This is a genomic window from Clostridium sp. CTA-5, assembly GCF_054768135.1.
Genome location: NZ_BAAAAT010000005.1, coordinates 1 through 14,466 on the forward strand (window position 1 = coordinate 1; position 14,466 = coordinate 14,466).

The 14,466-nt window shown below is 26.9% G+C and carries 11 protein-coding genes; 9 read left to right on the forward strand and 2 right to left on the reverse strand.

The annotated features are described in order from the left end of the window. Positions 1 to 340 precede the first annotated feature (340 nt). From ACYUET_RS10720 to ACYUET_RS10750, 7 genes are all read left to right on the forward strand, one after another. Complete coding sequence (locus ACYUET_RS10720) at positions 341 to 1,396, forward strand: phosphodiester glycosidase family protein (protein WP_460279486.1); 1,056 nt, start codon at positions 341 to 343, stop codon at positions 1,394 to 1,396. 29 nt (positions 1,397 to 1,425) lie between these two features. After that, entirely contained in the window at positions 1,426 to 2,463 is a 1,038-nt protein-coding gene (locus ACYUET_RS10725) for a hypothetical protein (protein ID WP_460279487.1), read from the forward strand. A gap of 280 nt (positions 2,464 to 2,743) precedes the next feature. After that, positions 2,744 to 3,853, forward strand: a complete 1,110-nt coding sequence (locus ACYUET_RS10730) for an ABC transporter ATP-binding protein (RefSeq protein WP_460279489.1) — start codon at positions 2,744 to 2,746, stop codon at positions 3,851 to 3,853. 15 nt (positions 3,854 to 3,868) lie between these two features. Next, positions 3,869 to 4,807: a PucR family transcriptional regulator gene (locus tag ACYUET_RS10735; RefSeq protein WP_460279491.1), complete on the forward strand. Its 939-nt coding sequence runs from the start codon at positions 3,869 to 3,871 to the stop codon at positions 4,805 to 4,807. A 164-nt stretch (positions 4,808 to 4,971) separates the two neighbouring features. Then, entirely contained in the window at positions 4,972 to 5,985 is a 1,014-nt protein-coding gene (locus tag ACYUET_RS10740) for a LacI family DNA-binding transcriptional regulator (RefSeq protein ID WP_460279493.1), read from the forward strand. A 36-nt stretch (positions 5,986 to 6,021) separates the two neighbouring features. Next, entirely contained in the window at positions 6,022 to 7,509 is a 1,488-nt protein-coding gene (gene malQ, locus ACYUET_RS10745) for a 4-alpha-glucanotransferase (protein WP_460279495.1), read from the forward strand. Between the two features lie 2 nt (positions 7,510 to 7,511). After that, positions 7,512 to 9,872: a glycogen/starch/alpha-glucan phosphorylase gene (locus tag ACYUET_RS10750; protein ID WP_460279497.1), complete on the forward strand. Its 2,361-nt coding sequence runs from the start codon at positions 7,512 to 7,514 to the stop codon at positions 9,870 to 9,872. 337 nt (positions 9,873 to 10,209) lie between these two features. Here the strand turns inward: ACYUET_RS10750 and ACYUET_RS10755 are convergent, their stop codons facing one another. Beyond that, the gene (locus ACYUET_RS10755) at positions 10,210 to 11,076 is read right to left on the reverse strand and encodes a 50S ribosomal protein L11 methyltransferase (RefSeq protein ID WP_460279498.1); all 867 of its coding nucleotides are present in this window, start codon (positions 11,074 to 11,076) and stop codon (positions 10,210 to 10,212) included. Positions 11,077 to 11,275: 199 nt separating this feature from the next. Here ACYUET_RS10755 and ACYUET_RS10760 point away from each other — a divergent pair, with 199 nt between their 5' ends. Continuing rightward, positions 11,276 to 12,235, forward strand: a complete 960-nt coding sequence (locus tag ACYUET_RS10760) for a D-2-hydroxyacid dehydrogenase (RefSeq protein WP_460279500.1) — start codon at positions 11,276 to 11,278, stop codon at positions 12,233 to 12,235. A 125-nt stretch (positions 12,236 to 12,360) separates the two neighbouring features. Here ACYUET_RS10760 and ACYUET_RS10765 read toward each other — a convergent pair whose 3' ends face one another. After that, entirely contained in the window at positions 12,361 to 13,152 is a 792-nt protein-coding gene (locus tag ACYUET_RS10765; RefSeq protein ID WP_460279502.1) for an HAD family hydrolase, read from the reverse strand. 550 nt (positions 13,153 to 13,702) lie between these two features. Between ACYUET_RS10765 and ACYUET_RS10770 the strand changes: the two genes are divergently transcribed. Continuing rightward, positions 13,703 to 14,443 carry a PHP domain-containing protein gene (locus ACYUET_RS10770; RefSeq protein ID WP_460279504.1) on the forward strand — a complete coding sequence of 247 codons (741 nt, stop codon included), beginning with the start codon at positions 13,703 to 13,705 and terminating at the stop codon, positions 14,441 to 14,443. Positions 14,444 to 14,466: the final 23 nt, after the last annotated feature.

The window sequence follows — 14,466 nt, forward strand, 5'->3', positions numbered from 1 at the left end:
CAGGGGAATTTGCTTTAAGAACTCTAAAATAAAGCTTAGTCCAATTAATGCATGCTCCCAATCAAAGATTGCTGACAAGCAATTAATTGTACAAATCTTCATTAAGAGTTCTAAAAAGTAAATTCCAATGCCAGTTCGCCCTTATACTAGAATATCAACACTGTTTTAAAACATAGCGATTAATAAAAAGTTGGGCATATCTCAAATGCAAAAAGATGTTTTTGAGATATGTCCATTTTTATTTTATAAATATAGTAATTTTTTTGTAACCTATATTGTGTAAAAGTTTAGTATAATAGGTAATACTATGAATGTGGTTTCCGTAATTTGGGAGGAATGTATGAATAAACAAATTAAAAAAACGCCAATAAGACAAAAACAAAAAAGAAGAAAAAAGAAAAAATTAAAAAAACTATTAATTATTATGGGTATATTATATGTTAGTGTTTTTTTAGCAATAACGACACCAATAGTCTTATTATATGGTCCATATGATAAGACAAGAAAAGTTTTAATATCTACTGTACTTGCAACAAGACACTCATATTTAATAAATAAATTTGTACCACAAGATACTTTAGATAAGATATTAGGAATAAATCAAAATACTCAAGAGAGTGAAGAGAGTGTTCAAACAAATGCGTCTATTGATATAAATAAAGTAAATGTTGAATGTAAGACTGGAAATGAAGTAATTAAATATGATATACATACTGATAGATATGATGGTTATATGCTGGAAATAAAAAATCCATTAAAAGTAAAAGTAGCTATGACTAAATATTTAGGTAAATTAGGACAAAAGACTAGTGAAATGGCAGAAGAACATAATGCAGTAGCAGCTATTAATGGAGGATCATTTGTAGATAAATCCTCTGATGGGGTAGTTTATGCAGGTACAGGAGGACAGCCAGGGGGATTTGTAATTTCTAACGGAAAAGTTATATATCCTACTTCTGGTTATAATGAAAATAAAACTGAAAATGTAATTGCATTTACTAAGAGTGGGATTTTGATAGTTGGAGATCATACTCTTTCAGAATTAAAAAAATTAAATATTCAAGAGGCAATGTGTTTTAGAAAACCTAATATTATTATTAATGGTAAAAAACAAGTGAAAAATAAATTTGAAGAGGGACTTAATCCTAGAACTTCTGTAGGACAAAAAGAAGATGGAACAGTACTATTTTTGGTTTTAGATGGTAGAAAATTATTTAAACCTGGAGCAAGCTTATATGATGTTCAAGAGATTATGATGGAGCGTGGTGCTGTAAATGCAGGTATGCTTGATGGAGGATATTCAACAACAATGTACTATAAAGGTGATGTAATAAATTCTCCTAATGCTTGGGATGGTGAGAGGACAGTAGCTACAGCCTTTTACGTTGAACAATAAAAAAATATATGATTAGGAGAAAATAAATTATGAAAAAATCAAGAATAATAATAAGTTTTACGGTTATAGCATTGTTAATTCAACATACCATGTTTTTATATATAGAAAATATATATTTATCATCAGATATGAAAATAAAAATAGAAAAATCTGATGATAAGGAATCTACTAAAAATGAAAAAAAAGAAATTAAATTAAAAGAAGGGTTAGATGATTTTAAAGTATCTTCAAACGGAAGATTTGTTGCTTCTTTAGAAAATGGAAAGATAAAGGTATTAGATAGCAATGATAATAAAGATAAAGAATTAAAAAGTAGTGTAGATGGAGAAGTTGTATTTTATAAATGGGTAACGAATTCAGATAGTATAATGGTTATTCAAAAGATAAAAGAAAAAGGAAAATATTATTTTAAACCTGTAGCATTTAATGCTAAAAGCGGAGATGAAACAGAACTTTCTGATTTTAACGTAAATAAATTGAAAGTTAAGGTTGAAAATAGTGAGGATAAAGTTGAAGACATACCATTTTCAATAGGAACTCATAGTCTATATATAAAAATAAGAAAAAGTAATGGAAAATGTGATTTATATTATGCAAATATAATGAATGAGTTAGAAAAGAAAAGAGACAATAAAGACATAGGCAATATTGTAGTCCCAACTACTGCAGCTAATGCAATAATGGAAATGGGTTCAAATGTAACAATATTAGATAGTAGAGGAAATTTATCAATACCTAATTTTAAAAATCCTAAAGTATTAGGAACTGATATAGAGGATAATGTATATTTTGGATCAGAGAGTAACGGAAAGGTAGATAAAATATGTTATTCTGTTGCATCTGATAAATATAAAGAATGGAAACAACTTAAATTAGATAAGCCGGTTGATAAGGAAGACATATTAGTAGATTATTCTGGTAAAGTTTACGTTAATGATAAAGACAAGAAATGTGTATTAGAATTAATAAGTAATAAGTCAATTAATTATAAGGGTGAATTAGTTCAATCATATTCTAAGGGAGTTATCTCTAAAGTAGGAAATAAATTAATAAAAAATAATATATAAAAAGAGCATATAGTAAGTTTTAATAAAATTTGTTTAAGAAAAAATGCTATGATTAATTAGTTTAAGTTTAAAATTAATCATAGTATTTTTATGTTTGTCTATAGTTTTGAGTAAATATTGTAAACTTTTGCAATGGATTTATATTTTTTAGTAGTATTTCACAAAAAAAGTAAAGGAGTTTTGTAAATTCTTAATATAGAGTTTAAAGGATTACAATTGTACAATATATACATAAACAGACATAGAAAAATTAGGATATTTTTTAAAGGGAGTGATTAAAATGGCAGGTTTGTCATTAAAACATATTTATAAAATTTACTCAGGTAATGTAACTGCTGTAAGTGATTTTAACCTTGAAATAGAGGATAGAGAGTTTATAGTTTTTGTTGGACCATCAGGTTGTGGTAAGTCAACAACTTTACGAATGGTAGCAGGTCTCGAAGAAATTTCTAAAGGTGAATTATATATAGATGGAAGACTAGTTAATGATGTAGAGCCAAAAGAAAGAGATATAGCAATGGTATTTCAAAACTATGCTTTATATCCTCATATGACAGTTTATGATAATATGGCTTTTGCATTACAATTGAGAAAAGTGCCAAAAGATGAAATAGATAAAAAAGTTAAAGAAGCAGCAAAAATATTAGATATAGAACATTTGTTAACTAGAAAGCCAAAAGCTTTATCTGGCGGACAAAGACAAAGGGTTGCATTAGGAAGAGCGATTGTCAGAGAACCTAAGGTATTCTTAATGGACGAGCCATTATCAAATCTTGATGCTAAATTAAGAGTTCAAATGAGAACAGAAATAGCTAAACTTTATCAAAAGTTACAAACAACATTTATATATGTTACTCATGACCAAGTTGAAGCTATGACTATGGGTACTAGAATTGTTGTAATGAAAGATGGTATAATACAACAAGTAGATACTCCACAAAATATATATAATACTCCAACAAACATATTTGTTGCTGGATTTATAGGAAGTCCTCAAATGAACTTTATTAATGGTAAAGTAATTGAAAAAGATGGTAAACTATATTGTAACTTTGAAGAAAATAGTATATTGTTACCAGAAAATAAGGTTAAGACATTAAGGGACAAGGGATATGTAAATAAAGAAGTTATTTTTGGAATTAGACCTGAACATTTAGATGATAACGATGAAATTATTGCAGCAAACCCATCATCAATTATAAAAGGTAATGTTGAAGTAGTTGAACTTATGGGAGCTGAAAGTTACATCTATTTTGTAGTTGCGGGACATAACATGACTGCAAGAGTTAATGGAACTACTAAATCTAAAACAGGTGATTCCATAAAATTATATGTAGAAAACGAAAGTATTCATATATTTGATAAAGATAGTGAATTAAGAATAGTTTAATTTTGAGGTGAAAGTATGTATGGATTAGTTACTTATTTAAAAGAATTATATAAAAGCTGTGAGATACCATTTCAGGTTTGCTTAAATAATGAAGTTATATTTAGAGCTAATCCAATACTTCCTTCTGAAAAAAATTTAGTGGAAAATAGATTTTATATTAAAAATGAATTATTTATAATTGAAACTTATGATAGATTTAAAGATTCATTAAAGATTATTAAATTTTGCATTGAAAATAAATATAAGGAAGAATATTGTTCTAAGGAGAAAATTGCAATTTCATTATTGAAAAATGAATATATATCAAAAGAGAAATTAGAAGAAGTAATGTATCCTTTGATAGATACTTATTTAATAACTATATTTTTAAATGAAAAAGCACATGAATTAATACAACTTTTAAAGAATATATATTCAGATATGGATGTTACTATATTTGAATATGATGGTTATGTAGTTTTAATTGGAGTATTTGAAGAAATAGAAGAACATATATTTAGTATAACAGAGACTATTGATGTTGATTTATATAAAAGATGTTATATAAGTTACTGTTTAATTAAAGAATATAATTCTATAAGTCATTTATATGAAGAGAACATATGTAAAATTGAATTAGCTAAAAAATATAATTTATCTAATAGGATTATTAATGAAAAAAGTATGCTATTTGAAAGTATTATAGATAGTTTAAGTGAACAAAGTAAATTAAAAATATTAAGTAAATTTAATAACGGATTTAATAATTTAGATGATGATACTATAAAAACAATTGAAGTGTTTTTTAATTGTGATCTGAACTTAAGCGAAGCAGCAAAAAAATTATATGTTCATAGGAATACATTAATTTATAGATTAGATAAGATAAAAAAGTACACTTCTTATGATATTAGAAGTTTTAATGAAGCTATATTATTTAAAATAGCATTCTTTATATGGAAAGGAAAAAAGTAATTTTTTCTGAGTATCTGGTAACGGTTCCGAAATAGATGTAACAATTTGTAGAACAAACTAAATACTTTGTTGATATATAGGAAGTAATAGAGGTATAATAGTATTATTACGGAATCGATACCGGTAATTTCTAATAACTTTAGAAATATCATAGGAGGAGTATTATGAATATAGGAGATATTGCAAAGCTTGCAGGGGTTGGAGTTAGTACTGTATCTAGGGTGATAAACAATCATCCAGACGTTAAAGAAAGTACAAGAGAAAGAGTATGGGAAGTAATAAAAGAAAATAAATATATACCTAATAATAGTGCTAGAATATTAAAACAAAATAATACGAAAAATATAGGCGTTTTAATTAAAGGTGTATCTAACCCATTCTTCTCACAAATGATAAATGTTATAGGTAAAACTATTGATAAAGCAGGATATACTATGATTCTTCAACAAAATGACTTTAGTTTTTGTCAAGATGTTGAAAACCTTATAGGTTTTATTAAAGAGAAAAAATTGCAAGGAGTTATATGTTTAGGTGGTAACTTTATTGATATTACCGATGAAAGTTTTAGTGGATTAGATACACCAATAATATTAACATCAGTAAATACTATGTCTAAAAAAGGTAAAGCAAATTATTCGTCTGTAGGGATTGATAACGTTAAAGCTGCTTATGATGCAACAAAATATTTAATAGATAATGGACATAAAAACATAGCATTACTTTTAGGAGAAACTAACGATTTTGGAGTTAGTTGGTGGAGATTGAACGGATATAAAAATGCACTAGAAGAAGAAAATATAAATATAAATGATGAACTTATTTTAATAGGAGATTATTCTTGTGAAAAAGCATATAAAGAAACTATGAACTTATTAAAAATAAGAAAAGATGTAACTGCTATTTTTGTTCTTTCAGATTTGATGGCAATTGGAGCTGCAAAAGCTGTAGTTGATAGTGGATTAAAAGTTGGAGAGGATATATCTATTGTTGGATTTGATGGAATGGATGAAAGTAAATACTATAATCCAGGAATTACAACAGTAAAACAACCTAGAAATTTAATGTCAGAGATAAGTGTGAATTTATTATTAGCATTAATTAATGGTAGTGAAGAACATAAGCACATATTACTTGATACTCAATTGATTGAAAGAGAGTCTTGTAAAAGGTTAATATAAAAAAATTAAGGGCTTGAAATTGAAGGAGGAAGAATAATGGAAAGAAAAAGTGGTATTCTTATGCCAATAGCATCCTTACCAGGAGAATTTGGTATAGGAACATTAGGACAAGAAGCATATAAATTTGCAGATTTTTTAAAGAAAGCAGGACAAAGATATTGGCAAATACTACCTATAGGACCTACTAGTTATGGAGATTCTCCATATCAGTCTTTTTCAGCATTTGCTGGTAATCCATATTTTATTGATTTTGATTTATTGGAAGAAGAAGGTTTATTAAAGAAGTATGATTACAGTAATGTTAATTTTGGGAATAATCCAGAAGATATAGATTATGGTTTATTATTTATAGAAAAAATGAAGATTTTAAGAATAGCTTACGAGAGATTTAAAGTTAATAAACCAGATGCTTTAAAAAAATTTGAAGAAGAAGAAAATTTTTGGCTAGATGATTATTCATTATATATGGCGATAAAATCACAATTTGAATTAAAAAGTTGGCAAACTTGGGATATGGACATAAAACTTAGAAAGAAAGAAGTATTAGAAGAGTATAAAACTAAACTTCAAGATGAAATCGAATACTGGAAATTCGTTCAATATAAATTCTTTGAACAATGGAATAATTTAAAGAAATATGTTAACGATTTAGGAATAGAAATTATAGGAGATATTCCAATATATGTAGCAGAAGATAGTTCTGATGTATGGGCTAATCCAAAAGCATTTTTATTAGATCAAGAAACTTTAGTTCCATTAAAGGTTTCAGGATGTCCACCAGATCATTTTGCAAAAACTGGTCAACTTTGGGGAAATCCAATTTATGATTGGGAGTATATAGATAATACCAATTATAAATGGTGGATTGATAGAATGAGACAAAGTGCAAGACTTTACGATGTAACAAGAATAGATCATTTTAGAGGATTTGAATCTTATTGGTCAGTACCTTATGGTGATTTAACAGCTGAAAATGGTGAATGGGTAAAAGGCCCTGGTATGAAATTATTTAACGCAATAAAAAAAGAACTTGGAGATATTAGAATTATTGCTGAAGATTTAGGCTTTCTAACAGATGAAGTTGTTAAATTTAGAGAAGATTCAGGATTCCCAGGAATGAAAATATTACAATTTGCATTTACATCAGATTCTTCAAATCAAGATTTGCCTCATAATTATGAAGAAAAATATGTAGCATACACAGGAACTCATGATAATAATACATTTAGAGGTTGGTTTGAAAAGACTGGTAGTAAAAGAGAAATTAAAAATGCTATAAAATATCTTGGCTTAAATAGAAAAGAAGGTTATAATTGGGGATTTATACGTGGTGTTTGGAGTAGTAAAGCATATTTAGCAGTAGGATTAATGCAAGATTTCTTAAATTTAGGGAATGAGGCTAGAATAAATGTACCATCTACATTAGGGACTAATTGGAGATGGAGATTTAAGAGTGATGTTTTTACAGATAAATTAGCAAATAAAATATATAATATAACAAAAATGTATGGAAGGTGCGATTAAGTATGAATAAAGAGAATATGAGAAAAGGTATTAATAGATATTTAAAAGTAAAATATGGAGTAACAGTAGAAGATGCGAAAGAATATGAAATATTTAATGCACTTTCACTAACTGTATTAGAAGATATAGTAGATGATTGGAAAGATACTAGTGAATCTTATAATTCAGGAAGAAGTGCAAATTATTTTTCAGCTGAATATTTAATGGGTAGAGCTCTTGGAAACAATTTGATGAATTTAGGCTTATATGATGATGCTAAAGAAGTATTATCAGAATTAAATATAGATATAAATAAGATAGAAGAAATTGAAGAAGATGCTGGCCTTGGTAATGGTGGTCTTGGAAGACTTGCAGCATGCTTTATGGAATCAGCAGCAACAATAGACATGCCTTTAAATGGATATGGAATTAGATATAACAACGGTTTATTTAACCAAAATATTGAGGGTGGATTTCAAACTGAAAGTGAAGATAACTGGTTAAAATATGGAGATCCTTGGAGTGTAAGAAAAGAAAGGGAAGCTCAAATAGTTGAATTCTCAGATATGACAGTTAGAGCTATTCCATATGATACACCAATAATCGGATATAAAACAAAGAATATAAATACATTAAGATTATGGAAATGTGAACCTATTAAGGAATTTGATTTTACTTTATTTAATGAACAAAAATATGATAAAGCTGTTAGCTTAAAGAATAGAGCAGAAGATATTTCAAGAGTATTATATCCAAATGATTCAAATGATCAAGGGAAAATATTAAGATTACGTCAACAATATTTCTTAGTAAGTGCTTCATTAAAAGATATTATAAGAAAACATAAACAAAAATTCGGTACCGATTTCGGTAATATAAGTGTAAATAATTTTGTTCAATTAAATGATACTCATCCAACACTTGCAATACCTGAATTTATTAGATTATTAGTGGATGAACAAGGTGTTAATTTTAAGGATGCATTAGAATATGCTAAGAGCTTTTTTGGATATACAAATCATACAATATTAGCGGAAGCATTAGAAAAGTGGAACATTAAATTAATAAAAAAACTATTCCCTAGAATATTAGAAATAGTTAGAGATATAGATAAAGAATTAATAAACGAATTAAAGAAGAAACATTATAATAAAGAGGAAATTAATGAATTTAGAATTATATTTGATAGACAAATGAGAATGGCTAATTTAGCTATATTTGTATCAAAAGCTGTAAATGGTGTTGCAAAGCTACACACAGATATATTAAAAGATAAAGAATTAAATAATTGGTATAAACTTTATCCAGAAAAGTTCCAAAATAAGACTAATGGAATTACTCCAAGAAGATGGCTTAGATTATGCAATCCTGAATTATCAGAATTCATAACTAAATTATTAGGCACTGAAGATTGGGTTAAAAACTTAGATTTATTAAAAGGTTTAAAGAAGTTTGAAGAGGATGATAAAGTATTAGAAGAGCTTATGAATATTAAGCTTCAAAAGAAAACTCAATTAGCAGAGTATATTAAAATTGAAGAAGGAGTAGAATTAGATCCTAATTCAATATTTGATATTCAAATCAAAAGATTACATGAATATAAAAGACAATTATTAAATGCTATATATATATTAGATTTATACTATAGAATAAAAGAAAATCCAAATATAGATATTCCTAAAACAAGTTTCATATTTGGAGCTAAAGCTTTTCCAGGATACGTAAGAGCGAAATCAATAGTTAAATTTATTAATGAAATAGCGGAGCTTGTTAATAATGATAAAGATATAAATGGAAGAATAAAAGTAGTATTTGTTCATAATTATAGAGTCTCATATGCTCAAAGATTATTCCCTGCAGCAGATTTATCAAAACAAATTTCAACAGCAGGAAAAGAAGCATCTGGAACTGGCAATATGAAATTTATGTTAAATGCTACACCGACATTTGGAACTTATGATGGAGCAAATATAGAAATTGTTAATGAAGCCGGAGAAGAAAATAACTATATTTTTGGATTAAGAGTTGAAGATATAGACGAAATTAAGGAAGAATATGATCCAAAGACTTATTATAAAGAAGATAAAAACATTAAAAAAGTATTAGATACTTTAATTGATGGCACATTTAATGATGGTGGAAGTGGAGATTTTGAAGATCTTTATAATTCATTATTAAAAGAAGGAGATCAATATTATCTATTAGCAGATTTTAAATCATTTAAGGAAACTCAAGATAGAGTCTTTGAAGATTATAAAGACAATAAGAAATGGGCTAAAAAATGTTTTGCTAATCTTTATAGTGCAGGAGTATTCTCAAGTGATAGAACAATTAAACAATATTGTGATGAAATTTGGGATATTAAAAAGACATCTATACAATAAATAATATAAAATAAAAGCTGATTCAATACATTAAAATTTGAATCAGCTTTATTATTTTTTTCTATGTTTTAAGTGCGAGTCAAAAGTGAATGTCCAAATTTTATATTTGGCAACATGAACTTTCACAAAGTGTAATTTTATATTTTGCTTCCAAAACTTACTGGACGAATGTACATAAGTCAAATAAGTTTTAGTTTACAATTAATTGCTTGTTAACAATCTTTGATTGGGGGCATGCATTAATTATACTAATCTTTATTTCTAGAGTTCTTAAAGAAAATTTCAATGCCAGTTCGCACTCATAACTATAATATGAACATTTATTTAAAACATAACTTTAATTTATTTTATTAAAAATAGCAGTACACCATTCATTTGTTTGTATTTTTTCTTCCATTTTGTAACCTTTAGATTCAACAACATCTTTAACAGAATTAAAGCTCCATTCAACTAATCCAGAGACTAATAATTTACCATTTTGTTTAATATGGGAATTAATATAGTCCATAAATATTTCTGTTTCTTCTCCGCCTATATTTATGTAAATCCAATCAAATTTACCTTCTATGTTAACTTCATTATTTAATGCATCTCCAACAAATACTTCAATATTATTAATATTGTTTAAAGAAGAATTAAATTCAATTTCTTCTCGTACATCTCTAATATCTAGTGCACAAACTTTTTTTGCATTTTTAATACTTGTAGCTAGGGCAAGTATACCAGATCCTGTACCTATATCTAATACATCAAGATTAGTAAAATCTTTAGATAAGATATATCTTAATATATCTTGTGTAGTTTCATGTAATCCAGTACCAAATGCACCTTGTGATATGAAATTAATTTTTTGTTTATTAGGAAAGTCTTCATCAGGTGATGCTAATACCCATGTATCGTCTAAATGTATAGCAGGAAAATTGGGTTCTTCATAAGTGTAGTTTTCCTCAATCATATTAATTGGTTTTGAATCTATTATAGAGTTAACTAAAGATTCAAATGAAGCAAGGTTATCTTTTTCACCATCAAAAACTACCTTAAAATCAATAATTACATTTTCTTTTTCTAAGTAGCCATATCCAAATTCATCTGTAGTTATTTCTAATGGACTTTCATAAAAGACATTAAAAATATCGTTAAATTGTAGTTTTTCAATTGTGCTATCTACATCTTGAAATGGTATTTTATAAGTAAAAATAAACATAAATAAAAATCTCCTTTAAAATCTAAATATATATGTTCTAATTAGGTTAATACATTTATAATCTTTTATATGATTTTTATAGAAAATTATATCTTTAATTAACAATATTCTAGTTAGAAGTATATATATCATAAGTTTTATATATCTTAGCTTATGATATAATAAAAGAAAGTGAAAAACAAGGAAAGGGAGTTTTTTTATGAAACAAATAGTGGTACTTGATGGAAAAACTTTAGGCAATGTAGACTATTCTAAATTAAATGAGTTTGGAAAGGTTACATATTATGATGTAACTTCAAAAGAGGATGTAAAGTCAAGAATAAAGGATGCTAACATTATATTAACTAATAAGGTAGTTTTGAATGAAGAAAATTTAAAAGAAGCTAATAATGTAGAATTAATATGTGAAATGGCAACAGGGTTTAATAATATAGATACAAACTATGCAAAAAGTAGAGGAATTGCTGTAACTAATGTGGCAGGATATTCTACTAATACAGTAGCACAGCATACTTTTGCTACACTATTACACTTATATGATAAAATTGGTTATTTCGATAATTATATAAAATCTGGAGAATATTCAAAATCAGAGATATTTACTAATCTAGATGAAACATATAAAGATATAGATGGTAAGGTATGGGGAATAGTTGGACTAGGAGCAATAGGAAGAAGAGTAGCTAAGATTGCAGAAGCTTTTGGTGCAAAAGTTATTTATTATTCAACATCAGGTAAGAATTCGACTTCAGATTATGAAAGAGTATCATTTGAAGAATTATTAAAGAAAGCAGATATAATTTCAATTCATGCTCCTTTAAATGATAATACTAAAGCATTAATGAACTATGATGCATTTAGTAAAATGAAAGATCATGGGATAGTAATTAATATGGGAAGAGGCCCTATAATTGTAGATGAAGATTTAGCTAGAGCAATAGATGAAAATATTATAGGTGGAGCAGCATTAGATGTTTTTGAAGTAGAACCAATACCTTCAAATAACCCTTTATTAAGTGTTAAAAATAAAGAAAAGATAGTTTTAACTCCACATATAGCATGGGCAAGTGAAGAAGCTCGAGATAGATTATTTGATAACCTAATAGAAAATATTAAAGCATATAATAAAGGTGAAAAAAGAAATAGAGTAGAAATTTAATTATTATATGTGATTTATATAACAGATACTAGCTCATGGATAACAATTTCTAACCCTAAGTTGAAAGCAAGTTTCATCTGAGGGTTAGAAATTTGTTTATACTACAATATTAACTCTTAAAAATATTATGCTAGTATTACATGCTCCATTATTGCACCTAATACTCCGTAATCTTCATTACTTTCTGCTATGTATTTTGCATGTTGTTTCATATCTTCTGGGGCATTTTTCATTACAAAACTGTATTCAGCTTGGTTTAGCATTTCTATATCATTGTAATAATCTCCAAACGCCATTGTCTCTTCTTTAGTTATATTTGAATTTTCCATTATTTTCTTCAATGCAATCCCTTTATTAACAGTTTTATTCATTATATCTAACCATAATGGACCAGCAACAACTACATTAAGCTTGTCTCCAAATAAAGGCTCAAGAATTGTATTTGAATTTTTTGCAGATGTTTCTAAATCACAAATAGTAACTTTAATTATATCATCATTAATTTTAGTTAAATCATCAACTACTTCATAATTAACATAATATTTTTTAATTTCTTCTAAGTATTCATCAGAACAGTTTTCTATATAAGCACATTCAACACCACATAATACGACAGCGGTATTATTTATAGTTTTTGCTTTTGTTAATATATCTTGTACAATATCCTTAGACATAACATCTTTAAATATTAATTTGTTATTATCAAATACTAAAGCACCATTATCAGTTATATATGATAAATAGTTAGCCATAGGACCAAAATTTGTTTGTAATGTAGCATAAGGTCTTCCACTAGCTATAACCAATTTAACATCTTTTTCTCTTATTAAGTTTAAAACTTCTGTAAAACTTTCAGGTAAATTACTATTTTCATCTAATAAAGTACCATCCATATCTGTTGCAATTAATTTAATCATAAAATCCTCCTTAAGTTTATACCTATAAAAGCTATTTAGGCACATGAAATAAAATAATAAATTAACGATATGGCGTACATTTTGTTTCAGACAAGAAGACAAAATAAGTTGATAGTGAGCTATTAGCTTATTTTACCGACGAAATATGAAGCAAAATATACAAACATACTGGTCTATCATTTTTTTGAATTTGCCTTAAATAATAATATCATAAATATTAACTGCTTTAAAGAAGTAATGGATTAGGCATTAATCTATAAAATGTATTAAAAGTAAATAATAATGTTGTTAAATATCTTAAACATTCCATATAAAAACTTTCTTGGGTTTGATTTATAATTTAAGTATGTTAGTATGATAGTTGGTAAAGATAAAAAGAATTAAGGCACATGAAATAAAATAATAGGCAAAAGAGGCATTGTATATTCTGTGTCAGACAAGGAATCAAGTTCAGTTAATAGCGAGCTATTAGCTAAATTTGCTGACGCAAAATAGATGAACATACTGTTCTATTGTTTTTTATGTGATTAAAGTGAAAAGAGGGATTTTTATGAAATATGCATTAGATATTCATACTCATACGGTAGCAAGTGGGCATGCTTATTCCACTTTAATGGAAAATGCAAAGGCAGCTTCAGAAAAAGGAATAAAAGTATTAGGAACTACAGAACATGGTATAACTATGCCTAATTCTCCTCATATATGGTATTTTAACAATTTTAAAGTGCTTCCAAGGGAAATATATGGTGTTACTATGCTTTATGGTGTAGAGGCAAATATAAGTGATTATAATGGCAATTTAGATATGGATTCAGATACATTAAAAAAATTAGATGTTGTTATAGGTAGTATCCATCCTCATCCGGGGGTTTATAAAGTAGGAACTAAGGAAGAAAATACAAGAGCATTTATAAATGCAATTAAACAAGGTCAAATAGATGTTGTAGGACATCTTGGAAATCCAGAAATACCAGTAAACTTTGAAGAAGTAGTAAAGTGTGCGTATGAAAATAACGTTTTAATTGAGATTAACAATAGTTCTTTTACGACTTCTAGAGTAGGAAGTAAAGATAATTGTACTGAAATTGCTTTATTATGTAAGAGATATGGTGCTAAGTTAGTTATAAATAGTGATGCACATTTTTGCACAAAAATAGGAGAGTTTACTGAAGCGATTAAAATGTTAGAATCAATAGAATTTCCAGAGGAACTGATAATTAATAAAACTCCAGAAGATTTATTAAAAATGTTAAAGAAAAAAGGAAAATTAAATGATTTAAATTTAGATTAATAAATTTTTTAGATAGGGTGTGA

Bases quoted from the DNA above. Each gene is read 5' to 3' on its own strand.
- ACYUET_RS10720 (WP_460279486.1), top strand. From the start codon at position 341: ATGAATAAACAAATTAAAAAAACGCCAATAAGACAAAAACAAAAAAGA.
- ACYUET_RS10725 (WP_460279487.1), top strand. From the start codon at position 1,426: ATGAAAAAATCAAGAATAATAATAAGTTTTACGGTTATAGCATTGTTA.
- ACYUET_RS10730 (WP_460279489.1), top strand. From the start codon at position 2,744: ATGGCAGGTTTGTCATTAAAACATATTTATAAAATTTACTCAGGTAAT.
- ACYUET_RS10735 (WP_460279491.1), top strand. From the start codon at position 3,869: ATGTATGGATTAGTTACTTATTTAAAAGAATTATATAAAAGCTGTGAG.
- ACYUET_RS10740 (WP_460279493.1), top strand. From the start codon at position 4,972: ATGAATATAGGAGATATTGCAAAGCTTGCAGGGGTTGGAGTTAGTACT.
- malQ (WP_460279495.1), top strand. From the start codon at position 6,022: ATGGAAAGAAAAAGTGGTATTCTTATGCCAATAGCATCCTTACCAGGA.
- ACYUET_RS10750 (WP_460279497.1), top strand. From the start codon at position 7,512: ATGAATAAAGAGAATATGAGAAAAGGTATTAATAGATATTTAAAAGTA.
- ACYUET_RS10755 (WP_460279498.1), bottom strand. From the start codon at position 11,076: ATGTTTATTTTTACTTATAAAATACCATTTCAAGATGTAGATAGCACA.
- ACYUET_RS10760 (WP_460279500.1), top strand. From the start codon at position 11,276: ATGAAACAAATAGTGGTACTTGATGGAAAAACTTTAGGCAATGTAGAC.
- ACYUET_RS10765 (WP_460279502.1), bottom strand. From the start codon at position 13,152: ATGATTAAATTAATTGCAACAGATATGGATGGTACTTTATTAGATGAA.
- ACYUET_RS10770 (WP_460279504.1), top strand. From the start codon at position 13,703: ATGAAATATGCATTAGATATTCATACTCATACGGTAGCAAGTGGGCAT.